The sequence below is a fragment of the Streptomyces cinnamoneus genome, assembly GCF_002939475.1.
GTDB classification, from domain to species: Bacteria; Actinomycetota; Actinomycetes; order Streptomycetales; family Streptomycetaceae; genus Streptomyces; species Streptomyces cinnamoneus_A.
Genome location: NZ_PKFQ01000002.1, coordinates 125,823 through 149,357 on the forward strand (window position 1 = coordinate 125,823; position 23,535 = coordinate 149,357).

Annotated in this window: 31 protein-coding genes; 17 read left to right on the forward strand and 14 right to left on the reverse strand. The window is 72.5% G+C overall.

Features of this window, described 5'->3' with window-relative positions:
- The first annotated feature begins 125 nt into the window (after positions 1-125).
- A complete protein-coding gene (locus tag CYQ11_RS28690) occupies positions 126-1,160 on the forward strand; it encodes a hypothetical protein (RefSeq protein ID WP_099197915.1) in 1,035 nt (344 codons plus the stop codon).
- A 41-nt stretch (positions 1,161-1,201) separates the two neighbouring features.
- Here the strand turns inward: CYQ11_RS28690 and proP are convergent, their stop codons facing one another.
- The gene (gene proP, locus CYQ11_RS28695) at positions 1,202-2,743 is read right to left on the reverse strand and encodes a glycine betaine/L-proline transporter ProP (RefSeq protein ID WP_099197995.1); all 1,542 of its coding nucleotides are present in this window, start codon (positions 2,741-2,743) and stop codon (positions 1,202-1,204) included.
- Between the two features lie 361 nt (positions 2,744-3,104).
- Between proP and CYQ11_RS30535 the strand changes: the two genes are divergently transcribed.
- Together CYQ11_RS30535 and CYQ11_RS28700 are read left to right on the forward strand one after the other, a co-directional pair.
- On the forward strand, positions 3,105-3,416 hold the full coding sequence (locus CYQ11_RS30535; protein ID WP_240003199.1) for a hypothetical protein: 312 nt from the start codon (positions 3,105-3,107) through the stop codon (positions 3,414-3,416).
- A gap of 57 nt (positions 3,417-3,473) precedes the next feature.
- Positions 3,474-4,283 carry an alkane 1-monooxygenase gene (locus tag CYQ11_RS28700; protein WP_275666319.1) on the forward strand — a complete coding sequence of 270 codons (810 nt, stop codon included), beginning with the start codon at positions 3,474-3,476 and terminating at the stop codon, positions 4,281-4,283.
- On the opposite strand, the gene CYQ11_RS28705 is transcribed toward CYQ11_RS28700, so the two are convergent.
- On the reverse strand, positions 4,207-5,007 hold the full coding sequence (locus CYQ11_RS28705) for a class I SAM-dependent methyltransferase (RefSeq protein WP_181143897.1): 801 nt from the start codon (positions 5,005-5,007) through the stop codon (positions 4,207-4,209). The two genes, CYQ11_RS28700 and CYQ11_RS28705, sit on opposite strands and share 77 nt — an antisense overlap.
- A 223-nt stretch (positions 5,008-5,230) precedes the next feature.
- Between CYQ11_RS28705 and CYQ11_RS28710 the strand changes: the two genes are divergently transcribed.
- Positions 5,231-7,084 (forward strand): cholesterol oxidase substrate-binding domain-containing protein, encoded by a 1,854-nt coding sequence (locus CYQ11_RS28710; RefSeq protein ID WP_099197914.1) that lies wholly within the window; start codon positions 5,231-5,233, stop codon positions 7,082-7,084.
- Positions 7,081-7,686: a mycothiol-dependent nitroreductase Rv2466c family protein gene (locus CYQ11_RS28715; RefSeq protein WP_099197913.1), complete on the forward strand. Its 606-nt coding sequence runs from the start codon at positions 7,081-7,083 to the stop codon at positions 7,684-7,686. The genes CYQ11_RS28710 and CYQ11_RS28715 overlap by 4 nt, the downstream gene beginning before the upstream one ends.
- Positions 7,687-7,722: 36 nt before the next feature.
- On the opposite strand, the gene CYQ11_RS28720 is transcribed toward CYQ11_RS28715, so the two are convergent.
- From CYQ11_RS28720 to CYQ11_RS28760, 9 genes are all read right to left on the reverse strand, one after another.
- The gene (locus CYQ11_RS28720) at positions 7,723-8,532 is read right to left on the reverse strand and encodes an SDR family oxidoreductase (RefSeq protein WP_099197993.1); all 810 of its coding nucleotides are present in this window, start codon (positions 8,530-8,532) and stop codon (positions 7,723-7,725) included.
- A gap of 80 nt (positions 8,533-8,612) precedes the next feature.
- Positions 8,613-9,050, reverse strand: coding sequence for an SRPBCC family protein (locus CYQ11_RS28725; RefSeq protein ID WP_099197912.1), 438 nt, complete (start codon positions 9,048-9,050; stop codon positions 8,613-8,615).
- A gap of 66 nt (positions 9,051-9,116) precedes the next feature.
- Positions 9,117-9,578, reverse strand: coding sequence for a hypothetical protein (locus tag CYQ11_RS28730; RefSeq protein WP_099197911.1), 462 nt, complete (start codon positions 9,576-9,578; stop codon positions 9,117-9,119).
- An 85-nt stretch (positions 9,579-9,663) separates the two neighbouring features.
- Positions 9,664-10,326, reverse strand: a complete 663-nt coding sequence (locus CYQ11_RS28735; RefSeq protein WP_099197910.1) for a hypothetical protein — start codon at positions 10,324-10,326, stop codon at positions 9,664-9,666.
- Between the two features lie 135 nt (positions 10,327-10,461).
- Positions 10,462-10,698, reverse strand: coding sequence for a hypothetical protein (locus CYQ11_RS28740; RefSeq protein WP_099197909.1), 237 nt, complete (start codon positions 10,696-10,698; stop codon positions 10,462-10,464).
- A 261-nt stretch (positions 10,699-10,959) separates the two neighbouring features.
- Positions 10,960-11,898, reverse strand: a complete 939-nt coding sequence (locus CYQ11_RS28745; RefSeq protein WP_099197908.1) for a sensor histidine kinase — start codon at positions 11,896-11,898, stop codon at positions 10,960-10,962.
- Positions 11,895-12,257 (reverse strand): STAS domain-containing protein, encoded by a 363-nt coding sequence (locus CYQ11_RS28750; RefSeq protein WP_099197907.1) that lies wholly within the window; start codon positions 12,255-12,257, stop codon positions 11,895-11,897. The genes CYQ11_RS28745 and CYQ11_RS28750 overlap by 4 nt, the downstream gene beginning before the upstream one ends.
- A gap of 25 nt (positions 12,258-12,282) precedes the next feature.
- Complete coding sequence (locus CYQ11_RS28755) at positions 12,283-13,167, reverse strand: SigB/SigF/SigG family RNA polymerase sigma factor (RefSeq protein ID WP_099197906.1); 885 nt, start codon at positions 13,165-13,167, stop codon at positions 12,283-12,285.
- Between the two features lie 168 nt (positions 13,168-13,335).
- Positions 13,336-13,506 (reverse strand): hydrophobic protein, encoded by a 171-nt coding sequence (locus CYQ11_RS28760; RefSeq protein WP_099197905.1) that lies wholly within the window; start codon positions 13,504-13,506, stop codon positions 13,336-13,338.
- Positions 13,507-13,677: 171 nt separating this feature from the next.
- Between CYQ11_RS28760 and CYQ11_RS28765 the strand changes: the two genes are divergently transcribed.
- Positions 13,678-13,851, forward strand: a complete 174-nt coding sequence (locus tag CYQ11_RS28765) for a CsbD family protein (RefSeq protein ID WP_181143898.1) — start codon at positions 13,678-13,680, stop codon at positions 13,849-13,851.
- 129 nt (positions 13,852-13,980) lie between these two features.
- On the opposite strand, the gene CYQ11_RS28770 is transcribed toward CYQ11_RS28765, so the two are convergent.
- The gene (locus tag CYQ11_RS28770) at positions 13,981-14,430 is read right to left on the reverse strand and encodes an SRPBCC family protein (RefSeq protein ID WP_099197903.1); all 450 of its coding nucleotides are present in this window, start codon (positions 14,428-14,430) and stop codon (positions 13,981-13,983) included.
- 310 nt (positions 14,431-14,740) lie between these two features.
- Between CYQ11_RS28770 and CYQ11_RS28780 the strand changes: the two genes are divergently transcribed.
- The 11 genes from CYQ11_RS28780 to CYQ11_RS28830 all read left to right on the forward strand — a co-directional run bounded on the left by CYQ11_RS28780 (position 14,741) and on the right by CYQ11_RS28830 (position 22,704).
- A complete protein-coding gene (locus CYQ11_RS28780; RefSeq protein ID WP_240003197.1) occupies positions 14,741-15,736 on the forward strand; it encodes a L,D-transpeptidase in 996 nt (331 codons plus the stop codon).
- A gap of 109 nt (positions 15,737-15,845) precedes the next feature.
- Positions 15,846-16,142: a gas vesicle protein GvpO gene (locus tag CYQ11_RS28785; protein WP_099197902.1), complete on the forward strand. Its 297-nt coding sequence runs from the start codon at positions 15,846-15,848 to the stop codon at positions 16,140-16,142.
- A 63-nt stretch (positions 16,143-16,205) separates the two neighbouring features.
- The gene (locus CYQ11_RS28790; RefSeq protein WP_099197901.1) at positions 16,206-16,625 is read left to right on the forward strand and encodes a gas vesicle structural protein GvpA; all 420 of its coding nucleotides are present in this window, start codon (positions 16,206-16,208) and stop codon (positions 16,623-16,625) included.
- Positions 16,622-17,338, forward strand: coding sequence for a GvpL/GvpF family gas vesicle protein (locus tag CYQ11_RS28795; protein WP_099197900.1), 717 nt, complete (start codon positions 16,622-16,624; stop codon positions 17,336-17,338). The genes CYQ11_RS28790 and CYQ11_RS28795 overlap by 4 nt, the downstream gene beginning before the upstream one ends.
- Complete coding sequence (locus CYQ11_RS28800) at positions 17,335-17,550, forward strand: gas vesicle protein GvpG (RefSeq protein ID WP_099197899.1); 216 nt, start codon at positions 17,335-17,337, stop codon at positions 17,548-17,550. The genes CYQ11_RS28795 and CYQ11_RS28800 overlap by 4 nt, the downstream gene beginning before the upstream one ends.
- Positions 17,547-17,864 carry a gas vesicle protein gene (locus CYQ11_RS28805; protein ID WP_099197898.1) on the forward strand — a complete coding sequence of 106 codons (318 nt, stop codon included), beginning with the start codon at positions 17,547-17,549 and terminating at the stop codon, positions 17,862-17,864. Before CYQ11_RS28800 ends, CYQ11_RS28805 begins: the two co-directional genes overlap by 4 nt.
- Positions 17,861-18,667, forward strand: a complete 807-nt coding sequence (locus CYQ11_RS28810) for a GvpL/GvpF family gas vesicle protein (protein WP_240003196.1) — start codon at positions 17,861-17,863, stop codon at positions 18,665-18,667. The genes CYQ11_RS28805 and CYQ11_RS28810 overlap by 4 nt, the downstream gene beginning before the upstream one ends.
- On the forward strand, positions 18,664-18,867 hold the full coding sequence (locus CYQ11_RS28815) for a gas vesicle protein (RefSeq protein ID WP_099197897.1): 204 nt from the start codon (positions 18,664-18,666) through the stop codon (positions 18,865-18,867). The genes CYQ11_RS28810 and CYQ11_RS28815 overlap by 4 nt, the downstream gene beginning before the upstream one ends.
- Positions 18,864-19,130, forward strand: a complete 267-nt coding sequence (locus tag CYQ11_RS28820; RefSeq protein WP_099197896.1) for a gas vesicle protein K — start codon at positions 18,864-18,866, stop codon at positions 19,128-19,130. Before CYQ11_RS28815 ends, CYQ11_RS28820 begins: the two co-directional genes overlap by 4 nt.
- A 99-nt stretch (positions 19,131-19,229) precedes the next feature.
- Positions 19,230-20,579, forward strand: coding sequence for an MFS transporter (locus CYQ11_RS28825; RefSeq protein ID WP_099197895.1), 1,350 nt, complete (start codon positions 19,230-19,232; stop codon positions 20,577-20,579).
- A 640-nt stretch (positions 20,580-21,219) separates the two neighbouring features.
- The gene (locus CYQ11_RS28830; protein ID WP_099197894.1) at positions 21,220-22,704 is read left to right on the forward strand and encodes an amino acid permease; all 1,485 of its coding nucleotides are present in this window, start codon (positions 21,220-21,222) and stop codon (positions 22,702-22,704) included.
- 267 nt (positions 22,705-22,971) lie between these two features.
- Here CYQ11_RS28830 and CYQ11_RS28835 read toward each other — a convergent pair whose 3' ends face one another.
- Together CYQ11_RS28835 and CYQ11_RS28840 are read right to left on the reverse strand one after the other, a co-directional pair.
- Positions 22,972-23,211 carry a hypothetical protein gene (locus CYQ11_RS28835; RefSeq protein ID WP_099197893.1) on the reverse strand — a complete coding sequence of 80 codons (240 nt, stop codon included), beginning with the start codon at positions 23,209-23,211 and terminating at the stop codon, positions 22,972-22,974.
- Positions 23,208-23,507: a globin family protein gene (locus tag CYQ11_RS28840; RefSeq protein ID WP_099197892.1), complete on the reverse strand. Its 300-nt coding sequence runs from the start codon at positions 23,505-23,507 to the stop codon at positions 23,208-23,210. The genes CYQ11_RS28835 and CYQ11_RS28840 overlap by 4 nt, the downstream gene beginning before the upstream one ends.
- Positions 23,508-23,535: the final 28 nt, after the last annotated feature.

A 23,535-nucleotide genomic window follows, 5' to 3' on the forward strand; every position in this document is an offset into this window, starting at 1 on the left:
CGTGCCACGGGCCCACCGAGGGCGAACACACGCACCTCGAATGTGAGTATGAAGCGCATCTGTCGTCAGATACGCGGGCGCCCGCCGCCCGTGCCGGGCGCCCCGCGTCGATCTATGGTGGCCGCATGGCCGAGGACAACGAGTCAGGGGCGTGGCGGACGTTTCGCCACTCGCCGTTCTTCCCCGCCACCGTGCTCGTCCTCATCGTCGCCGCCGCCGCGGGGCTCTTCGCCGGTTCGTACACCTACGCCATGGCCAATCCGACGCCGCACAGCATCCCCACCGCCGTCACCGGCGTGTCCGCCCCGGAAGTCAAGCGCGCCGAATTCGTCCAGGGCATGGAGAAGGCGCTGGGCGCCTCGCTCAGGCTGCGCCACTACGGTTCGTACGACGCCGCCAGGACCGCGGTGGACGAACAGAAGGTCTACGCGATCCTCCGGGAACGCCCCGGCGGCGCGGAATTGGACGTCTCCGGCGCCTCGGGCGCCACCGTCGCGCAGCTGCTGTCCGAGACGGCCCCCCAGGTCGGCGGGCGGATCGGGGTGCCGGTGACCGTCAAGGACGTCAACCCGCTGCAGAGGGGCGATCCCCGCGGCCTCGCGCTGTTCTACATCTCGCTCGCCGCGGTGATCGTCGGCTTCGTCGGCGCGATCCAGCTGAGCGTGCACGCCAGCAAGCTGAACCCGGGTGAACGCATCGCCTTCACCGTCGCCTACTCGGCGCTGGGCGGCTTCACGATCGCCGCGATCGTGGACTGGGGGCTGGGTGCGCTGCGCCTTCCGTTCGCCGAGTCGTGGCTGATCCTGGCGCTGACGATGTTCACCTCGGGCATGGTCTTCAGCATGTTCAACGTGCTGATCGGCCGGTGGGCGATGCTGCCGACGTGGGGCCTGATGGTCCTGCTGGGCAACCCCTCCTCCGGCGGCGCCGTCTCCTGGCCCCTGCTGCCCTCGCCCCTCGGCACGATCGGCCGCTGGCTGCCTCCGGGCGCCTCGGTCAACGCCCAGCACACGGCCGTCTACTTCGGCGGCCACCAGCACGTCTTCCCGTTCGCCGTACTGGCGGCCTGGGCGGCGGTCTCCTGCGCGGTCTTCTGGACGTGGCGCCACCGCCACCCCGGCGGCCGCGAGCTGCGGACGGCGGCCGCGCCGGCGGGGTGAGGGGGCGGGGAGCCGCGTTCCCCCAGGGGGTGCGCGGTGGGTCAGTCCTTCCGCTCGTGGTGGCGGTGCCGCCCCGGATGGCGCAGGTGCAGCCAGATGTCGCGGGCGCGGCGCCCGGCTTCGGTGCGGCTTCCGGCGACCAGCTCCCGGGCCTGTTCCGGCGTCTCCACCATCGGCCCCGACCCGCGCAGCGGCTTGCCCGCCGTCTCGTGCAGGAAGAACGTGGACACGGCTCCGATCGCGCCGGCGGCCATCAGGTAGTAGGCCGGGACCATCTCGTCGTCCGTCGTCTCGATGAGCGCTGACACCACCAGCGGGGTGGTGCCGCCGAACAGCGAGACGGAGATGTTGTACGAGACGGACAGCGCCCCGTACCGCAGCCGGGTGGGGAAGAGCGCGGGCAGCGTCGCCGCCGCGGTGCCGGCGAAGCACACCAGCAGCAGGCCCAGGATGAGGCAGCCGAGAGCGGGCAGCAGGGCGCCGCCGGCCCGGATCAGGAGCATCGCCGGGACGGCGAGCGCGATCAGCGCCACGCTGCCGGCCATGAACACCGGCCGGCGCCCCCACACGTCCGAGGAGCGGCCCACGGTCGTGATGGTGAGGGCCACGACGATCATGGTGCCGAGGATCAGGAGCTGTGAGGTGGTGGCGTCCTGACCCAGCGTCTCGGTCATGTACGTCGGCAGGTAGGAGGTGACCATGTAGCTGGTGACGTTGTAGACCACCACCAGGCCCATGCAGATCAGCACCGCGTGCCAGTGCCTGGTGAAGATCTCCTTCAGCCGGCCGTGGCCCGACTGGCGGGCCTCCTCGCCCCCCTCCCCGGCCGTTCCGGTGCCCTCGGGCGTCCCCGCGGTGCCGCGGTCGGGCCCGGCCGCCTCCGTCTCCGCCCGGAAGGCGGGCGTCTCCTCCAGCCGCATCCGCATGTACAGCCCGATCAGACCGAGGGGGCCGGCGACGAGGAAGGGCAGGCGCCATCCCCAGTCCGTCATGCCGTCGGTGCCGAGCACGGCGGTGAGCACCGTCACCAGGCCGGAGCCGAGCGCGTAGCCGACGAACGTGCCGAAGTCGAGCCAACTCCCGAGGAAACCACGGCGCTTGTCGGGCGCGTACTCGGCGATGTAGGTGGTGGCGCCGGCGTACTCGCCGCCGGTGGAGAAGCCCTGCACCAGACGGCAGACGAGCAGTAGCACCGGGGCGCCGAAGCCGGCCGTGGCGTAGCCGGGCAGAAAGCCCACGGCGAAGGTGCTGACGGCCATCATGATCATTGTGGCGGCGAGCACCCGCTGCCGCCCGATGCGGTCGCCCAGCGGTCCGAAGACCAGGCCGCCGAGCGGTCGCACGAGGAAGGCGGCGGCGAACGTGGCGAACGCGGAGACCACCTGCGCGCCGGGTGAACTGGAGGGGAAGAAGACCTTGCCCAGCGTTGCCGCCATATAGGCGTACACACCGAAGTCGAACCACTCCATCATGTTCCCCAGCGCCGCGGCGGAGACGGCCCGCCGGACCTCGGGGCGGTCGGTGACCGTCACGTCCTCGATGCTCAGCGGGCGCTTGCGGCGGCGCAGCAGGGTGCGGAGCATGCGGTCCGTGGCCGAGGTGCCGCCGCGTGACGGCTCGGTGCCGCGGACCTTCACTGTTCTCTTGCGGTGGTAGCTCACTGTCACCTGCCAGCCGGGGATGGGCGGAGCATGGGGGAGATGTATCCCTGATCAGTTATTTTCATTACTTATATGCGATATTTGCCGGTTTATTCAGTGAACGGGCCGTCCGGTCGCCCGGGCGTGCGTTCACTCGCGCCTCGGGCGCATCACTTCGGCTGGGCGCCTGCCCAGCCGCAGGCGCCCCAATCCCCTGCTGACCGGGGGCGGCGAAGCGTCCTACTCTGGTAACTCACGGTCATGTCCCCTCGTCGGCGGGGCCGGCTTCACCCGAGGAGCGCCCTTGAACACCGTGCCTGTCGCCCCACCCCACGCGGCCCAGTGGAAGGACCCCAAGCGCCTCCTCTGGCCGCTCGCCGTCCTCACCCCCGGCCTGCCCTTGCTCACCCTCTCCCACCTCCACCCCTCCGTCGGGCCGTTCGGCTGGTGGCTCCCGTTCGCCGGCACCCTGATCCTCGTCCCGGTGGTGGACCGGCTGTTCGGTTCCGACGCCTCCAACCCGCCGGACAGCGCGGCGCGTTCCCTGCGGGCGAGCGCCTACTACCGCTGGTGCACCTACCTGTTCGTGCCGCTGCAGTACCTGTCCCTGGTGTGAGCCTGCGCCCAGTGGGCCAACCCGGCGCTCTCCTGGGCCGACCGCACCGGGCTCGCCCTGGCCGTCGGCTGGGTGGGTGCCCTGGGCCTCAACGCGGGCCACGAACTGGGCCACACCAGCGAGACGGCCGAACGCCGGCTGGGCAAGGTGGCCCTGGCCCAAGTCGCCTACGGGCACTTCTACGTGGCGCACAACCGCGGGCACCACCTGCACGTCGCCACCCCGGGCGACCCGTCGAGCGCCCGGCTCGGCGAGGGCTTCTGGCGGTTCCTCCCGCGCGTGGTCGCGGGCAGGGTCACCGGCGGCTGGCGGATCGAGGCCCGGCGCCTGGCCCGCCGCGGCCGCACGCCCTGGAGCGCGCGCAACGACGTCCTCAACAGCTGGGCCCCCACCGTGGCGCTGTACGCCGCCCTGGGCCTCGCCTTCGGACCCCGCGTGCTGCCGTACCTGGCGCTCCAGGCGGCGTTCGGGATCTGCGTCCTGGAAACGATCGCCTACATCGAGCACTACGGCCTGCTGCGGCGACGCCGTCCCGACGGCCGCTACGAGCGCCCCGCCCACCGGCACAGCTGGAACAGCGACGCCATCGTCAGCAGCGTGCTGCTCTTCCAGTCACAGCGGCACTCTGACCACCACGTCCACCCTCTGCGGCCCTACCCCGTCCTGCGGTACGCGGACGAAGCACCCCGCATGCCCACGGGCTTCGTGTCCATGATCCTTCTCGCCTGGCTGCCCCCGCTGTGGCGGCGGGTGATGGACCCGAAGGTCGTCGCCCACTACGACGGCGACGTCACCTTGGCCAACCTCCACCCTCCCGCGAGGGACCGGCTGCTGGCTCGTCACGGGACCGTGGCGGAAGGGGCTTGACCGCCGTGACGAGCGTGGTGGGGACGAACGGCCCGCACCACCACATGCGTGGTCCGAGCCCACGGGCCTCCACCGCGCTCATCCCGAGTCCGACGAGGACCCGCGCCCGCCCCGCCGACCAGATGTCGACCATGACCAGACGCCCGCCCGGCCGCAGCACCCGCACCGCCTCCGCCAGCGCCGCCCGCCGCCGCGCCAGGGGGTAGACGTTGTGGACGGTCATGCTCGTCACCACGACGTCGAAGCAGCCGTCCACCAGGGGAAGCGCCGAGACGTCGGCCGTGCACAGCCCCACCCGCCCGCCCATGCCGCCCGCGGCCGCGTTCTCCCGGAGCGTACGGGGGTCGCTGCGCCACTGGTCGCGCCGCCGCCACAGGTCGACCCCCAGCGCGCGTCCGGTCGTCAGGCGCCGGCCGATCAGCAGCAGCACCGCACCGCTGCCGCACCCCAGGTCGAGCACGTCCTCGTCGCCGCGCAGCGCGAGCCCGTCGGCGAGCTCCCGCCAGACGGCGAACTTGCCGCGCAGCGAGGCGTGCAGGAAGGACGCCGCACAGCCGGCCAGCACGACCGCCGCGACGGCCGGTAGGAGCACGAAGGGCCATGGCGCCGCGCTCACGAACGCGCCCAGCGCCACCAGGGCGGCCAGGACGGCGCCCCCGGCGAGGGCCACCACCTGCGGCGGTCCGTCCAGGCCGTAGGGAAACACTCTGCGCCGGGTGTCCACGGGGCCAGCCTCCCCCACCGCACCCGCACCGACACAGGGGGCAACAGCGCTGACCGGGGGAGCGCGTGAGGACGCGCGCGCGGCGCCCCCAACCCTGCTTCCCCTCCGCACAGTTGCGCCCCCTCGTTGCCCCGTGATCGCTCCCGCCACCGGTCGTTGGAATCCCTGAACGGCAGTGCCCCGCAGCTCGGGCGATCCGTGACGGCAGAAGGGCGGCCCTCCCGTGGGTGACACGAACATCGGCAGTGACGGCGCTCCCGCCACCCGTGCCGCCCCGGCGGGCGGCCCGCACCCCTGCGGCCCTCCGCGCCGCCAGGTGCTCACCGCCGCGGCGACGGCGCTCGGCTGGGTACCGGTCTTCCGCGTCGACGCGCACGCCGCCGACCCCGGCCTGCCCCCCGCCTTCCCCCGGGGGATCCGGCTGGTGCGGCAGGCGTTCCGCAACTGGTCGGGCGAAGTCGCCCTGGAGGCCGTGTGGACCGCCGTCCCCGCCTCTCCCCACGACGTCCTCACGCTGGCCGACTGGGCGCGCGCCCACCGGTGGCGGCTGCGGGCCAAGGGGGCGGCCCACACCTTCTCGCCGCTGCTCGCCGGCAAGAACGAGGACACCCGGCGGCTCGTCATGGTCGACACCACGGCCCACCTCACCGCGATCGAGGTCCGCCCCGGCACACCCGCCACCGTCACGGCCCAGGCCGGCGCCACGCTGGACGCGGTCCACGCTGCCCTGGGAGCCGCCGGGTACGGACTGACGTGCGTCCCCGCCACCGGAAGCGTCACCGTGGCGGGCGTGCTGGCCGTCGGCGGACACGGCACGGGCGTGCCGCTGCCCGGCACTGGCCGTCCGCTCGGGCGGGGCACCGCGTCGTCGACGACGAGCGACACCGTGGAGTCGCTCACCGCCGTGGTCTGGGACGCGACGACCGGGCGGCACGTGCTGAGGACCTTTCACCGCTCCGAACCCGACACGGCGGCGTTCCTCGTCCACCTGGGGCGGGCCTTCGTCACGGAGGCGACCCTGCGCGTCGCCGCCGACGTCCGCCTGCGGTGCCGCAGCTCCTTCGACGTACCCGTCGGCGAACTCTTCGGCCCACCGGGCAGCGGCCCGCGCACCCTCGACCGGTACCTGTCGCGGGCCGGACGGGTCGAGGCGCTGTGGCTCCCCCACACCGAGCGGCCGTGGCTCAAGGTGTGGACCGAGGAGCCCGAACGTCCCCCCGCCGCCCGCGAGATCCACTCCCCGTACCCGTACGTCTTCGGCGACAGCATCCCCGAGGAGGCGTCCACGCTCGCCCACCGGATCACCGAGGGAGCCGCCGCCCTGACGCCGGCGTTCACCGGCGCCCTGCAACGGGGCATCCAGCTGGGGCTGACCGCCACCGCCACGTGGGACCTGTGGGGCTGGTCGCGGAACACCGTGCTCTACCTCCGGGCCACCACGTGGCGCTGGGCCTTCGGGGGCTGGGCGGTGCTGTGCGCGCGGCGCGACGTCCAGCGGGTCCTGCACGAATTCTGGTCCGGGCTGCGGCGAGGGCTCGACGAGCACGGGGCCCACGGCGAGTACCCGCTCAACGGCACCGTCGAGGTGCGGATCACCGCTCCGGACGGCCAGGGCCCCGCCGCGCCCGTGCTCTCCGCCGCCTGCCCCCGGGCCGACCGCCCCGACTGGGACACGGTCGTGTGGCTGAACACCGCCACGTTCCCCGGAACACCCGGCTCCGCCGTCTTCCACCACGACCTCGAACAATGGATGCTGACCCGCTTCACCGGCTGGGCGGTGGTCCGCCCCGAGTGGTCCAAGGGGTGGGCGTACGGGGCGGGCGGAGCGTGGACGCAGTGGTCGGTCCTCACCGGGACCTGGCCCCGCGCCTTCACGGACGGCCGGCCGGAGGGCGCGCGCTGGGACGACGCCGTCGCCGTCCTCGAACGGCACGACCCGGCCGGAGTCTTCCGCAGCCCGTTCCTGGCCGGCCTGTTCTCCGCCCAGCTCCCCTCTCCCGGCCGACTGGCCCACGATCTTCGAGCGGGAATGGACCTGCCCGGCCGGCCACCCGGGTCCGTAGGCTCGCGGTCATGACGAACAAGGTGGACTTCTACTTCGACCCCATCTGCCCCTTCGCCTGGATCACGTCCCGCTGGATCCTGGAGGTGGAGCGGCACCGCGACATCGACCTGCGCTTCCGCGTCATGAGCCTGTCCGTGCTCAACGAGGGCAAGGACGACCTGCCCGAACGGTACCGACGGCTGCTGGACACCGGCTGGGGCCCGGTGCGCGTGTGCACCGCCGCGGCGCAGGAACACGGGGAGCACGTGCTGCGCGACCTCTACACGGCCCTGGGCACCCGCATCCACCGGGCCGACCGCGCCGCCGACGACGAGGTCGTCAAGGAGGCGCTGGCCGAAGCGGGCCTGCCGACCGCGCTGGCGGAGGCGGCGCACACCACCGACTACGACGAGGACCTGCGCAAGAGCCACCACGAGGGCATGGACCCGGTCGGCGAGGAGGTGGGCACGCCCACCCTGCACGTCGACGGCGTCGCCTTCTTCGGCCCCGTCCTCACCGCCATCCCGCGGGGCGAGGACGCCGTCCGCGTCTTCGACGGCGTGCGGCTCCTGGCCGGCTACCCGAAGTTCTTCGAGCTGAAGCGGACGCGCACCGAGGGCCTCGACTTCACCTGACGGGCCCCGGGCCGGACGCCGGCCCCCGGCGGCGGCTCACAGCCGCCGCCAGGAATCGTCCCTCAGATGCGACCCCGCCTGCGGCCCCATCCGCAGCATGCCCCCGTCGACGCTCCACGAGGCGCCGGTGACGTAGCCGGAGTCCGGTCCGCTCAGGAAGGCGATCACGGCGGCCACCTCGCGGGCGTCACCCGGCCGACCGACCGGTACGCCGGGCCTGCGGACGGCGCGCACGTCGACGTCCTCCTGCCCGGTCATCGGCGTGGCGATCTCGCCGGGCGCCACGGCGTTGACGTTGATCCCGTGCTCGGCCAGCTCCAGGGCCATGACCTGGGTGAGCAGGCCGAGCCCGCCCTTCGCCGCGCAGTACGGGGCCGCGCCCACGCGGGGCTGGTGCTCGTGGACGCTGGTCACGTTGACGATCCGTCCCCCGTCGCCCTGCCGGATCATGCGGCGGGCGGCGCGCTGCCCGCACAGGAGCGGGCCGATGAGGTCCACGTCGATCACCTCGCGGACGGCGTCGGGCTCCAGGTCGAGGAACGGCGTGGCCGTGCCGATACCGGCGTTGTTGACCAGGACGTCGATGCGGCCGAGCGCGTCGGCGAGCCTGTCCACGGCGTCGGCCGCCTCCGGCAGCCGCGTGAGGTCCATGCGGTCGAGCGCGGCCCGCCGGCCCAGCGCGCGCACCTCCGCCGCGGTGCCCTCGGCGCCCTCGCGGTCGCTGTGCCAGGTGATGCCGACGTCCATGCCCTCCCGGGCCAGCCGCACGGCCGTGGCCCGGCCGATGCCGGAGTCCGCGCCGGTGACGACGGCGACGCGCGGGGCGGTTGCTGCCTGTCCGTTCATGAATGCCTTGTCTCCCGAGGAGGCGACGACGTACGGGAAAGCGACGGGAACCCCGTGCACGGGCCGTCCCGGCGGGCTCGTCAGTCGGCCAGCAGCCGCTCCACGACCCGGCCGAAGAGCCACCGGCCGCCGAAAGCCGTCGGCGCGTCGAACAGCCGCGGCAGCCGTTCGACGCGCAGGTCCTCGCGCCACACGACCCACGCTCCCGCGCCCCGGGGGGTCACCTCCAGCTCGGCCCAGCCGCTGACGACGCGACCGCGCTTCTCCAGGCGGCAGTGGCCGGCGCCCCCGTCACCGGCGGGCGGCTCCCAGCGGACGACTTCCATGGGGTCCTCGTAGGCGACGGGACCGATCCCGGTCCGTGCCACGAACCGCGTGCCCACCCCGGTCGGAGAGGGCGTCGCGACGACGATCCGCGTGAGCGGGACGTGCGCCGCGTGGCGCTCCCAGTCGGTGAGCCGCGACCACGTCTCACCGACGGGCAGCCGGGACCGGCGGCCGACCAGGAAGGGCGTCATGACCGGCATCGTAAGCGGACGAGCCGCCCGGGAGCCCTTCGCGCGTCCCGTGTCCCGGCGCGGGGGTCAGAGCCGCACCAGGCGCTCGACCAGATTGCGGTAGTCCAGCAGGACCAGGCGCAGTTCCTCCGTGCGCGGCGCCCGTCCGCTCTCGTCCTGCCACGCCGTGCGCAGGGCGCCGCGCCGTTCGTCGAGAAGGCCGCCGAGACGGGCGGTCAGCGTGCCCAGAAGGGCGTCCGCCTCCTCGACCGAGCCGCCCGGCCCGTCGACGAACCCGTTCATGGCGTCCTGGAGACGGGCCGTGAACTCGTCGCGCTCGGCCGGCCGCAGCAGGGGCCCGCCGGGCGCCGCCGGCTCCCCGCCCCCGGCTTCGGCCTCGGCGGGGGGCCCGTCCTCCAGCATTGGCCCGGACCCGACGAGCACGTCGTCGGCGTCGCCGTGGGGAATCCGCGGGGACCGTGGTCCGGGGTGCCCGTCCGTGTGTCCGCCCACGTCCTTGGCCGGACGTGTGCCGGTGTGCCTCTCCATGTCCTCGCCTCCTTGGCCGTCGCTGTGCCTGTCCTCGCGCCTGTCCTCGCGCGCGGCGGGATGTCCGTCCCTCACCACGCCCTCCTCACCGGTCCGGTACGCCGTCGTGGGCGTGCCGCGGTCCCGCCGTCCTCGTCACGGGCTTCTCCGGACGCGGGCCCGTCCGCCGGGCGTGCCGCTGCGGGGGCTGGTCCTCGGGGTGTGCCCTGACGAGGTCCTCGAACAGGTCCCGGGCCCCCACCAGCGCCTCGCGCAGCTCCTCGGTCGGGACCCGTTCGACCCGCACGCGCGCCGACGCCGCGTGGACCTCCCGGATGCCGTGGACGGTGCGGGGATGGTGGACGGAGAGGGCGTCGATGAGCTCGTCCCAGCTGCCGGTGGGGAAGCCCCGCTCGTGGGCGATCGTGCCCAGCAGCAGGTCGGCGTCCGCCACCGCACGCGCCGGGGCGTCGACGAACTCCTCCTGGACGCCGGTCCACCGGGCGGCGTACTGCTCGCGGACCGCCGCCGGCAACGGGCAGATCCGTACGTCCTTGTGGCGCCGCCACCTCTCGTGCAGTTCCTTCTCCGCCGCCTTGTCGTCACCGTCGTGCCGGGCGACCGCCGTGTCGTACTCGGGGCCGAAGCGCCGGCGCAGTCCACGGCCGCCGGGCGCCGCACCGCGCCCCACGAGCCGTACGGCGACGGCGACGCCCACGAGCACGACGGCGGTGGCGACGAGGATGGTGATCAGTGCAGCCGTTGACATGAGCCGCCTTCCGTCGGGTTGCCCCCGCCTCTCGGGGGCGGTGCCTGGCGTGTAGCCCGGCTGGGCGCCCCCAAACGCCGCCGGAGGCGGTGCGCCGGCGCGAGACCGGCGCGCCCGGGCGCGCCCCCGCCGGACTCACGCGGCGGAGGAACCCCTGTCGCCGGCAGGAGCCCCGGCGTGCGGTCCGGGGCCGGCGGGGGCGGATTCGCCCTCCTCCTCGGCGAGCACGTCCGGCACGGCGCGCAGATGGCGCTTCGGCAGCGCGTGCCGCGGCGTGCAGGAACCATTCTTCAATAGGCACTCCTCATAACGCCCCAGGGCGAGCACCAGGCACAACAGCGCCGGAGGCAGGAGGAGGGCGACGGCTACCACGGGAAGCTCCTTCCGGGTACGTCGGTGGGCACCGGACCGGCTTGCCCCGCACGCCCGGCACAAACCTCGGAGCGGCCGTGCGCTCCCGCGCGCGGGCAGACAGGGGCCGGGCACACGTCGTCGCGCCGGGCGACGGCGAGGCCGTCTGCCCGGCGCGGGGGACGGTGCCCCCGGGCATGAGACCACCCCCGGACCCCGATTCCGGGAAGGCGGGCCGCGGGCCCCCGGATCTCGCCCGCGGGGCGGCCTCCCGAGGGGCGTTCAGCGCCGCAGGTAGCAGCGCGTGGTGGTGCCGCCCGGCCGCGTGTGGGTGCGGACGAGGTCGCTGACGTAGTGGACGAGCAACAGCCCCCGGCCCCCCGGCCGGTCGGGCGGCGGCGGGCAGCGGCCCGCCAGCGGATCGCCGATGTGACCGCCGTCCTCGACCTGCCACACCAGGTGTTCGTCCTCGGCCCAGATCCGGATGACGCCGGTGCCGCCGCCGTGGACCACGCTGTTGGTGGTCAGCTCGGCGACGGCCAGCGTGAGGTCGTCGCGGCGGCCGTCGCCGAGGCCGAGCGCGACGGCGTGCTCGATGACGAAGTGCCGGGCGTCGGGAAGCAGGGCGGCGTCGAAGGAGAAGGAGAACACCGGGACGCCGGACGGGCGGGACAGGGGCTGGTTGTACGAGGCGATGACGTGGTCCGGGGCGTAGGACCCGCTGGGGAGGTGCTCACCGTCGGCCACGACGACGGGGTGCGTGGCGCGGGCGTCCACCAGCACCTGCGGCGCCAGCCGCGCCGTGTCGTAGGGGCACACGATGGTGACCCGGCGGCCGGTGAAGGCGTGGTTGATCAGCGCCTCGTGCTGGACACAGGCGGGGTACTCCTCCGCGGAGCGCCCGAACCACACGGGCTCGCCGATGATGCGGACGTGCGCCCCGGGGTGGGCGTCGGCAAAGGCCCGCAGCACGCGCGGGATGATCCGCCCGGGGTTGCGACCGGCCTGTTGCATGTCGATGAACCGCACCGGCGCACCGTCCTCGCCCAGCTCACCGCGCAGCAACTCCAGGTTCTCCCGGGGCACGGCCACGGCCACCGGCTCCCCGGCGTCGAGCCCCGCCCGGATGAAGGGCACGTTGACGGCGAGGTATTCCGACTGGTTCCGGTAGAACAACGCCGGGTGTACGAACAGCTCCGCCTCCGCCGTCACGTCGTTCACACCGTCACCTCGATCGCTGCCAGCTCCGACCAGAACGTCTCCAAAGTACGGCGGAGCGAGGGCGGCGGCCGGTCGACGATGACCCGGCGCCCGGAGCCGAGCCGCTGAGCCATGCAGGCCAGCGCGGTGGCACCGGCGACGTCGATGAAGGTGACGGCCGCGAGCTCCAGGCACGGGTCCTTGCCCAGGCCCGGCAGCGATTCCAGCGCACCCTCCCACGTCGGGTGCGTGCTCAGACTGACTTCCCCCGCCATGCGCAGACCGGGCCGTTCCACGAGCAGCCCGACGCACAGTGCCGCCCGCAGTGACGGGCCACCGTAGTCCGTGCCCTCGCCGTACGGGACGTCCCCAGGTCTCATAGGCTCTCCCCGCGCATTCGGTGGGTCATTGCTCCGCGAGCATGTGGGTCCGCAGCCGGCCCAGGGTGCGGCTCAGCAGCCGGGAGACGTGCATCTGCGAGATGCCCAGCTCCGCTCCGATCTGGGACTGCGTCATCTCCTGCCCGAACCGCATTCCCAGGATGCGCCGCTCCCGGTCGTCCAGCTCGGGCAGCAGCCGCTTGAGGACGTGGAGGTTCTCGACCTTTTCCAGGTTCTCGTCCACGGTGCCGATGCGCTCGTCCCAGGAGCGCGAGCTCAACTGGTGGTGCGGGGCGCTTTCGGCGCGCATGTCGAGTGAGTTGGCCCGGTAGCCGTTGCTGGCGATCTGGGCCTCGATGATCTCCTCTTCCGAGAGGTCCATCACCTCGGCCAGTTCCCTGACGCTGGGGGAGCGGCCGAGGTGCCCGGACAGTTCGTCCGTCGCCTTCGCCAGCTCGACCCGCAGCTCCTGCAGACGCCGCGGCACGTGCACGGCCCAACTGGTGTCCCGGAAGAATCGCTTGATCTCGCCGGTGACATACGGAATGGCGAAGGTGGTGAATTCCACCTCGCGCATCAGGTCGAATCGGTCGATCGCCTTGATGAGACCGATGGTGCCGACCTGGACGATGTCCTCCATCTGTTCCGCGCGGGTCCTGAACCGGCCGGCGACGAAGCGGACCAGTGAAAGGTTCATCTCTATGAGGGTGTTGCGTACGTACTGGTATTCGTGTGTGCCCTCCTCCAGAGCTCCCAGCCGGTCGAGGAAGATCTTGGTCAGTGCCCTGGCGTCCTTGGGGTCGACGCTGCCGGCGTCCTCAAGCAGGGGAAGCGCGCCCTCCAGGGGCTCGCTCTTGTCCGTGCCGCTCGGCTCGGCCGTCGCCGGCTTGGCCGCACTGATGCTGGTCACGCGCACCCTCCTTCGCTCTGCTGTCAGTTCGGCTTCTGCCCGGTGTCCGCGCGGTCACACCCCTTTGCTCGAACGGCTTCGCACCGTGCGTCCGCCGGGACACGCATCGGGCCGTCGAGCGGCAACTCGACGGCCCGGACGTGCTGGAGCACGCGGTGCGGCTCCACATCACCATCGGTACCAGCGGCCCCGGCTGCCGCCGGTGCCGGCGGAACGCATGACGAAGCCGAGGAGCCAGATCACCAGAACGGCGACCGCGAACCACCACAGCACCTTGATGGCGAATCCGGCGCCGAAAAGGAGCAGGGCGAGGAGCAGGACGAGAAGCAGGGGAACCATAGTCATCAACCTCCAACAAGTCGTCTTCCCGGTAATTCGCTTTTTACGCCCGTCCTTTCCCGCGCATTGTGGTCCGCCGCGTTGCGCGTTTGCATACGGCGGCCAGGGGCACCCGTTGGATGGCTGTAGCCGAAACGTTCACAACAAAGCCGTGGAATGAAGGAGTTGAAGATGAGCGCCAGTGAGAAGGCGAAGGCGAAGGGGGAGCAGACCGTGGGGAAGGTCAAGAAGGAGGCGGGCCGCATGGTCGGAAACGAGAGCAAGGCCGCCGAGGGCCGGGCCGAGGAGGCGAAGGGGAATCTGCGGGGGGCGAAGGAGAAGGTGAAGGACGCCTTCGAGGACTGACGTCGACCGGTTTCGTCCATTCCGCCGAGAAACGCGCGGGCCCCGGCCTTCCGGCCGGGGCCCGTTCCGTCGTCTTCCGCCGTCGGCGCCGTTCCCGGCGCGCTCCGGCGCGACGGCGGGCGCGGGCGCTCAGACCCGGCCGCGCCACTGCCCCGTCTCGAGGCCGCGGGACTCGATGAAGCTCTTGAAGCGCTCCAGATCCCCCTTGGTCTGGCGGCGGACGAAGCCGAGCTTGTCGCCGACGGTGTCGACGACGCCGTCCGGGTCGTGGTCGAACTGCACCATGACCTTGGTGCGCTCCGGCGTCAGACGGTGGAAGGTGACCACACCGGCCTGGCGGACCTCGCCGGCCACGGTCGTCCACGCCACCCGCTCGTCGGGGATCTGCTCGGTGATCACCGCGTCGAACTCCCGTCGGACGCCGCCGGTCTTCGTCACCCAGTGGGTGAGCGTCGGACCGCGCTGCTCGATGCGCTCCACACCCTCCATGAACTGGGGAAAGTCCTCGAACTGCGTCCACTGGTTGTACGCCGTGGTGACGGGGACGGCGACCTCGATGGACTCCTCGATCTGCGTCACGATGCCTCCTTCTGTGACGTCGGGCGGTGGTCACGAGGCGGGTGCCCCCGATCGAGGCGGTCAGACATACCCCTTCTGGTGACCGGTCGCGACGGTTGATGTGCAAAAAGTAGCGAAATGCCCCGCTCTGTATCGAGTCGAGGGCCCTGGAGTGACCTGGCTCATAGCGACCCCGAAAGGCGCTTCCCACACTGAAAAGCGGACGAAATGCATCAATCCCCTCGTCCCGCATCCCCGACTCCGTGCTTCCGCGGCCGGCCCCTCCGGCCCGCACGTCGGGGAATCCCCGGCTCCTCAGGAGGTCACTCGCGTGCGTACCGGACCGACCCGTCGTTCCGCCGTCCTGCTGGCATCCGCCCTGACGGGCGCCCTGGCGCTGACCGCCTGCGGCGTCGGCGGCGCCTTCGAGGCGGCGCACGAGAAGAAGACCGCGTCGCAGCCCGTCGCCGCCGTGCAGGCCGTGGCACCGGCCGCGGCGGGGGAGACCTCTCCGCCGGCCGCCCCCACGCCGCAGCCTCCCCAGGTCAACAAGGTGACCGTCACTCCGGGTGACGGCCAGGTCGTCGGCACGGGCATGCCGGTCTCGGTCCTCTTCGACCGTCCCGTCGACAAGGACAAGCGCGCCGGGATCGAGAGGGCCATGCGGATCACCTCGGTTCCCCAGGTGCGGGGTGCCTGGGGCTGGGTGCGCGACTACTCCGGCAAGGACCGGCTCGACTGGCGGCCGAAGACCTTCTGGCCCGCCGGCACCAAGGTCTCCGTCAAGGCCGCGCTGAACGGCGTCGACTCCGGCCGCGGCGGCCGGTTCGCCCGCGACTACGCCCTCGGGTTCACCGTCGGCGCCGACCACAAGGCCGTCATCGACGTGCCCGGCCACATGCTGACCATGTACGAGAACGGCAGGCCCGTCGGTCGCATCATGGGCTCCGCCGGCTCGCCCGAGGACCCCACCCGCGGCGGCGTCCACACGGTCCGCAGCAAGAGCGCCACCGAGACGATGGACTCCGCCACCATCGGTCACGGCAAGGAGTGGATGCTGGACTCGCAGTGGGTCACCCACCTGACCGCTTCCGGCACCTTCCTGCACTCCGCCCCCTGGAACAAGTCCCTGGGCGTGCGAAACAACAGCCACGGCTGCTTCGGCATGACCACTGACGACGCCAAGAAGGTCTACGACTTCCTCCCCGTCGGCGCCACCGTCGAGGTCAGGGGCACCGCCAACACCCATACGACCGACGTCGGCAACGGCCTCGAGGTCTGGCAGGAGACGTGGCAGCAGTGGCAGAAGCGCAGCGCGCTGGCCTGAGGCCGGGCGGGCGAGGCAGGCCGGGCGGAGCGGCGCTTCGGTGTTTGGCGGCGGCGTAACGCGGTAGCCGCAGGGACGAGGCCCCCTGACCTACCCGGAGGCCACCGCCATGGCTGACACCCCCAACCACTCCGACGAGTCCGCCAAGCCCCTCACGGCACCGCAAGTACTGCGCGCGGCCCACGAACAGTTCGCCGAACTGACCGGCCGGCACCCCGAAGGCGTCTCACGGTTCGAACGGACCGAGGACGGCTGGGTGCTGGAGGCCGAGGTCGTCGAGATCACCCGTGTCCCCGAGACGATGAGCGTCATCGCGCTCTACGAGGTGACCCTCGACTCCGGTGGCCTGCTCACCGGTTACCGCCGCGTACGGCGCTACGAGCGGGGCAGGACCGATTCCCGCTGACCGCCGGCAGGCGTCCGGCTCGTTCCCGGCCGGGCCGTCGGCGACGAGAGGAAGCTGTTCGACATGAGCGTTGTCCCCGCACAGCAGGGCGGCGCAGGCGGCACCAGCGGCCTGTACGACGTCCTCGAACTGGTCCTCGACCGCGGCCTGGTCATCGACGCGTTCGTCCGCGTCTCCCTGGTCGGCATCGAGATCCTGAAGATCGACGTCCGTGTCGTCGTCGCCAGCGTCGACACGTATCTGCGCTTCGCCGAGGCGTGCAACCGCCTCGACCTGGAAGCCGGCCCGCACCGCAGCGCCGGCCTTCCCGACCTGGTGGGCGAGGTGACGGAGAGCGGAGCCCGCGGCAAGACCAAGGGCGCCCTGTCCGGAGCCGCGCAGACCGTCTCCGACGCCATCCACCAGGTGCGTGACCGCGCCGAGGGCCAAGGAAGCGGATCCCGCCGCAGCGCCGCCTCCCGCAAGAAGGAGGAGAGCGAATGACCACCTACGTCTACGGCATCACCCGCGCCGGCCACACCGGGCTGCCCCGGGACCTGACCGGCATCGGCGACCCACCCCTTCCCGTACGGCTGGTGACCCAGGGCTCCCTGGCGGCGGTGGTCAGCGACTGCCCCGAGGAGCTGCGGCCCAAGCGGCGCGACCTGCTCGCCCACCAGCACGTGCTGGCCGAGGCCGGCCGCGAGGACCCCGTCCTGCCCATGCGCTTCGGCAGCGTGTCCGACGGTGACGAGAAGGTGCGCCAGGTCCTCGACGAGCACGCGGGCCGCTACGAGGAACAGCTGGGCCGGCTCGCCGGCCGCGTCGAGTACAACATCAAGGCCGTGCACCGCGAGGACGTCGTGCTCCATCTCGTCCTCGCCGAGAACGCCGGCCTGCGCACCCTCGCCGAGGCCAACCGGGCCGACGGCGGCGGTTCGTACGAGGAACGGCTGCGCTTCGGCGAGATGGTCGCCGAAGGCGTGCGCGAACGGGAGCTCCGCGACGCCGCGCTGGTGCGCGAGGCCCTGGTACCGCTGGCGGAGGACGACCGGCCCGGCCCCGAGAGCGCCGGCTGGTTCGTGAACCTGTCCTTCCTGGTGGACCGCTCCGACACCGGACGCCTGCTCGCCGAGGTCGGCCGCCTCGGCAAGGAGAACCCCCAGCTGGACCTGAAGGTCTACGGCCCCCTGCCGCCCTACAGCTTCGTCGAATGATCGGCCTGGTCGGCTGGGTGCTCCGCCGGCTGGTCGACGAGGCCGAGCGCCTGTACTACGACCCGGCCGTCGTCCAGCACCAGCTCAAGGAACTGGAGGAACAACTCGTGTCCGGCCGGATCGACGAGCAGGAGTTCGACCGGCGCGAGGACGCGCTCCTCGACCGCCTCGCCGAGATGCGGCGACGGAGCGAAGGGGGCGGTGCGGCGTGACCGAGAGGCTGCCCCCGCAGGCGAACGGCTCGGCGAACCTCGCCGACATCCTCGAACGCGTCCTGGACAAGGGCGTGGTGATCGCCGGGGACATCCGCGTCAACCTCCTCGACATCGAACTCCTCACCATCAAGCTGCGCCTGGTCGTCGCCTCCGTCGACAAGGCGAGGGAGATGGGCATCGACTGGTGGGAGAGCGACCCGGCCCTGTCCTCCGGCGCCCGGCGCCGCGAACTGGGCGAGGAGAACGCGCGCCTGCGGGCGCGCGTGGCCGAACTGGAACAAGAGGAACAACGGGAGGAGGAGCCCCGGTGAAGGACTCGGAACTGCTGTACGCCTACGCCGTCACCAGGGACGACGAGGCCGTCACCGAAGCGCTCGCGACGGTGACGGGGGTCGTCGGCGAGCCCGTGCGCGCGGTCCGCCACGAGGGACTCCTCGCCCTGGTGGGTCCCGTGCCGGCGGCGCAGTACGACGAGGGGGCGCTGCGGGCGAACCTGGAGGACCTCGCCTGGCTGGAGCGGACCGCACGCGCCCACCAACGCGTGATCGACGCCGTCGCCGCCGCGGCCCCCTGCGTCCTGCCGCTGCGCCTGGCGACCGTGTACCGCGAGGAGCGGGGGGTACACGGGATGCTGGCGGCCGGCGGCCCGCGCCTGGGCGCCGCGCTCGACCGGCTGGAGGGCCGGGCCGAGTGGGGCGTCAAAGTCCACACCCTCCCTCAGGGCCCGCCGGCCGCCGGTCCCCCTCCCTCCGCGCCGCGCGCCCCCGCGTCCGGCCGGGACTACCTCAGGCAGCGCGCCGCCCAGCGGCGGGCGCACGAGGGGCGGTCCCGGCAGGCGGACGAGGCCGCGCGCGGCATCCACACCGCCCTCACGGCGCTGGCGGAGGAGACCCGGCTCTACCCGGCGCAGAACGCCGGCCTCTCCCGGCAGCCGGGCCACAACGTCCTCAACGCCGCCTATCTGGTGCCGGGCGCGGCCCGCACCCGGTTCACCTCGGCCGTCGCACGGCTGGCGGAGTCGGCCCCGGCGGAAGGGGTGCGCGTGGAACTCACCGGGCCCTGGGCCCCGTACTCCTTCGTCGGCCCCGTCACCGAGGACCCGGGGACGACGTGAGCGACGCCGGTCCTCCCCTCCCGCAACGGCGGATCGCCCTCGTCGACCTGCTCGACCGGCTGCTCGCGGGCGGTGTGGTGATCACCGGCGACCTCACCCTGCGGATCGCCGACGTCGACCTCGTACGCATCGACCTCCGCGCCCTCGTCAGCTCGATCGACGCCAGGGTGCCCGCCCCGTGGGAGGAGACAGGCGCATGAGCGGACGCGTGGAGCTGGACGAGGAGACCGTCGAGCGCGACCTGGTCCGGCTGGTGCTGACCGTCGTGGAACTGCTGCGGCAGCTGATGGAGCGGCAGGCGCTGCGCAGGGTGGAGCAGGGCGGCTTGACGGAGGAGCAGGAGGAGCGGATCGGTCTGACCCTCATGCTGCTGGCGCGGCGCACGGAGGAGCTGTGCGGCCGCTACGGCCTGGACCCGGAGGACCTGAACCTGGACCTCGGGCCGCTGGGCACCCTGCTGTGACGGACGCCGACGAGCGCCGGTGATTGACAACCGGTATGCGTCAATGGCCGCCGGCCAGGTGTTGGACCGCGGCGGGGGAGCGCGGCGAGGGTTAGGACCATGCCCAGGACCTCCCTCGCCCCACCGCTGCTCACCGTCGCGGGCACCACCCTCGTCGCCGCCGCGCCCGCTCCCGTCGCCCCGGCCCCCGCCGTCCCGTGCGGCCCCGCCCGGCCGAGGCCGCGCGACCGGCGGCCGTCCGCCGCCCGTAGCGGCTACGCGCGGATCTTCTCCGTACCGGGCGCCCGCGCGTTCACCGCGTGGAACCTGCTCGCCCGTGTCCCGATGGGCATGTTCGGCGTCGGCGCGGTCCTGATGATCACGGCTGCCCGGGGTTCGTACGCGCTCGCCGGGGCCGTCACCGCGACCGGCCTCGCCGCCACCGCCGTCGTCGCGCCGTGGACGGCCCGGCTCGTGGACCGGTACGGCCAGGCCCGCGTCGCGGTGCCCGCGACCGTGATCGCCGCCCTCGGCTCCCTCTCCTTGGTGTCGTGCGTGCGGTCGGGTGCGCCGGCCTGGACGCTCTTCCTCTCCTACGTCGCGACGGCGACCGCCCCGAACACCGGCGGGATGTCCCGCGCCCGCTGGGCCCACCTCTTCCGGGGCGACCCGGGCGCCCTGCACACCGCGAACGCCTTCGAGCAGGCGGTCGACGAGGTGTGTTTCATGCTCGGCCCCCTGCTGGCCACCTTCCTCTGCACGTCCCTCTTCCCCGAGGCCGGCACCCTCGTCGGGGTCGCCATGATGCTGACGGGAACGGTCCTCTTCGCCGCCCAGCGCCGCACCGAGCCCCCGGTGGCTCCCCGGCCCTCCGTTCCCGGCACGCTCCTGCGCGGCAACCCGGGGCTGGCGGCGGTCCTCGCCGTCTTCGTCTGCACCGGCGCCGTCTTCGGCTCGCTGGAGGTGGTGACCCTCGGCTTCGCGGACTCCCTCGGGCACCGCCCGGCGGCCGGTGCCGTGCTGGCCCTCCAGGCGGCCGGGTCCTGCGCGGCGGGGCTGCTGTACGGGCTGGCCCGCCCCGCCGGCCCGGCGGTCGCCCGCTTCCGGCGCTGCCTCGCGGGAATGGCGGCCCTCGCGCCGCTGCCGCTCCTGGCGGCGAGCACCGGGGGCCTGCCCACCCTGGGCGCCGCGCTGCTCCTGACGGGCATGGCCACCGCCCCGACCATGGTCACCGGCATGAACCTGGTCCAGGGCCGGACGCCCACGGGCCGGCTGAACGAGGGCATGACCCTGGCGGTCACCGGTCTGCTCGCCGGCATAGCGGCCGGCTCGGCGGCCGGCGGCTGGAGCGTGGAGCACTTCGGCGCCTCCGCCGGTTACGGAGTGCCCGCGGTGGCGGCCGCCCTGGCCCTGCTCACCGCGACGGCGGGGCGATCCGTCCTCGTCGCCGACGAGACAACAAACACCTGACGGACATTACTCGCCGGTAGTCCGGCGTCTTTTCCTCCCCCGGTTTATCCGAAGGTTATCCGAATCGATACCGAAATCTCTCTGAGCGTGCCGATCTCGTTTCCTACCGTCACCGAAGCGACCGCCGGGGACGAGAAGAATGCCTGAGCGAACCTTTCTGACCAGCGGCGCTAGCCTGAATCCCCGGGAAAATCAATTCTCCATAAAGTCTTGACGCCGCCCTGGGCCGCCTCTCACCATTCACGGCATGAACGTGTCCGACAGCCGGCGAAGCGCCGCGCACCAGAAGGCGCCCCTCCGGCGCCGTGGTGACGGCGCTCCGTCCTGCCCCGGGGGCTTCCCCCAGGGCGCTCCGGCCCGTCACACAGGGCACACGGCAGGCGCGCCGCACACCGCGGACGGCCCGGCACAGGCCGGCGCCGTGGAGGGTTTACCGCACCGCCCGACCGCCTGACCCACACCTTCTGAACCACCCGGACCGGCGTCGCCAGCCGGCCCCGGGAACCGGGCCACCGCCGGGGTGATCCTCGACGGTGCAGGGGAGAGCCACCGTTGCGTGGCCCTCCCGAGCGCACGGAGATCACCCCCACGAACGTCGTGCGGCCCGGTCCTGCCCCCCTCAACGAAGGCGAAGAACTACATGAGTGACCGCACCCTCACTGCGGCCGACACCCAGCCCGCCGGCGCTTCGGCTCCGGCGTCGACGTCCTCGCACGTCGACGCCGGTGACGCGGGCTACAGCAAGGACCTCAAGTCCCGCCACGTCAACATGATCGCCATCGGTGGAGCGATCGGTACCGGACTCTTCCTCGGTGCCGGTGGCCGCCTCCACAGCGCCGGTCCCTCCCTCTTCATCGCTTACGCGGTGTGCGGCCTCTTCGCCTTCTTCGTCGTGCGTGCGCTCGGCGAGCTCGTGCTCTACCGCCCCTCCTCCGGAGCCTTCGTCTCCTACGCCCGTGAGTTCATGGGCGAGAAGGGCGCCTTCACCGCGGGCTGGCTCTACTTCCTGAACTGGGCCACCACCGGCATCGCGGACATCACCGCCGTCGCCACCTACACCCACTACTGGGGCATGTTCAGCGACATCCCGCAGTGGGTGCTCGCCCTGATCGCCCTCGCGGTCGTGCTCACCGTGAACCTGATCTCGGTGAAGTACTTCGGCGAGATGGAGTTCTGGTTCGCGATCATCAAGGTCGCCGCGATCACCGTCTTCATGGTCGTCGGCATCTTCCTGCTGGCCAGCCAGCACAAGGTCGGTGACACCACCCCGGGCCTGGCGAACATCATGGACCACGGCGGCATCTTCCCGACCGGCGTCATGCCGATGCTGATGGTCGTCCAGGGCGTCGTCTTCGCCTACGCCTCCGTCGAGCTGTGCGGTGTCGCCGCGGGCGAGACGAAGAACCCCGAGAAGATCATGCCGAAGGCGATCAACTCGATCATGTGGCGTGTCGGTCTGTTCTACGTCGGCTCGGTCATCCTGCTGGCCGTCCTGCTGCCGTACGTCTCCTACCACGCCGGCGAGAGCCCGTTCGTCACCGTCCTGTCGAAGATCGGCGTGCCGTACGCGGCCGGCGTGATGAACCTCGTCGTCCTCACCGCGGCGCTCTCCAGCCTGAACTCCGGCCTGTACTCCACCGGCCGCATCCTCCGCTCGATGGCCGTGTCGGGCTCGGCGCCGAAGTTCACCGGCCTGATGAACAAGGGCCAGGTGCCCTACGGCGGCATCCTGCTCACCGCGTTCTTCTGTGTCCTCGGTGTCGGCCTGAACTTCGTCGTCCCGGCGGACGCCTTCGAGATCGTGCTGAACTTCGCCGCGATCGGCATCATCGGCACCTGGGGCATGATCATGGTCTGCTCCCTGCTCTTCTGGAAGCGCTCGCAGGACGGCCGGGTCACCCGCCCCGGCTACAAGCTGCCCTGGGCCCCGTACACCCAGATCGTCACCCTGGTCTTCCTGGCCGGCGTGCTCGGCCTGATGGCGTCCGAGCCCGGCGCCAGCCGCACCACGGTGCTGTGCCTGCCGGTGATCGTGGCCGCCCTGGTCGGCGGCTGGTTCCTGGTCCGCGGCCGGGTCGCCCGCGTCCGGCAGGAGGCCGAGCTGGCCAAGGCCGGCACCGAGTAAGGTCCACCCGCCCCGGTCACCCGGGAGCGGATCTCGCGGCGGCGCCCGCCACGGTTCGACCGTGGCGGGCGCCGCCGTTCGTCGTCGGGCCCCCGTCCCTCCGGCCTGGACGGCCTCGCGGCCCGGCACGCCGGCGACCGGCTGTGGGCGTACGCACTCGACGTGACCGACACCCCCGCCGTCCGCCGGGTGGTCGACGAGGCGCTCGGCGCGGCATGGGCCAGCGGACCGGGTTTCCCCCCGCCGAGCCTCCGGGCCCGGGCGGTGTCAGCCGGCGAAGGTCAGCTGCACCAGCGTGACGGTGTCCTGGCCGACGAGGATCACGCCGGCCACCCTGCCGCGGGCGATGGTGCGCATGATGCCGTCGTCGATGCCGTAGGGGGCGGAGTGGGCGATCGGGTCGGTGAGGGTGTCGAGCAGACACACGGCGAAGTCGCGGCGTGCTTCATCGGGGAGGCCCTTGTAGGTGTGATGAAGGCTCGGGTCCATGCGGATCCGGTAGGTCACGCGGCACCCCGCCGGTTCTCGTCGGCGGCCGAGTGGAGCTCGTCGGGGGCGACGTCGATGAGGCCCGCGGTGTAGGTGGCCGGAGGGTGGCCGTTCTCGTGCACCAGTTCCCTCAGCTGTTCGAGGCGAGGGCGCTCCGCCTCGAACGTCTGGATGAACGCCACCCAGCGCTCCAGGACGGCGGGAAGCTCGCGGACGTCGGTGAAGGACACCTCGCGCATGAAGGTGGCCCGCAGCTCGGGGTGGGGCAGGGCGTGGCCGATGCCGTCGATGGTCCATGGCTGACTGGTGCTCATTGGGTCCTTCCCGCTTCGGCGGTGTGCG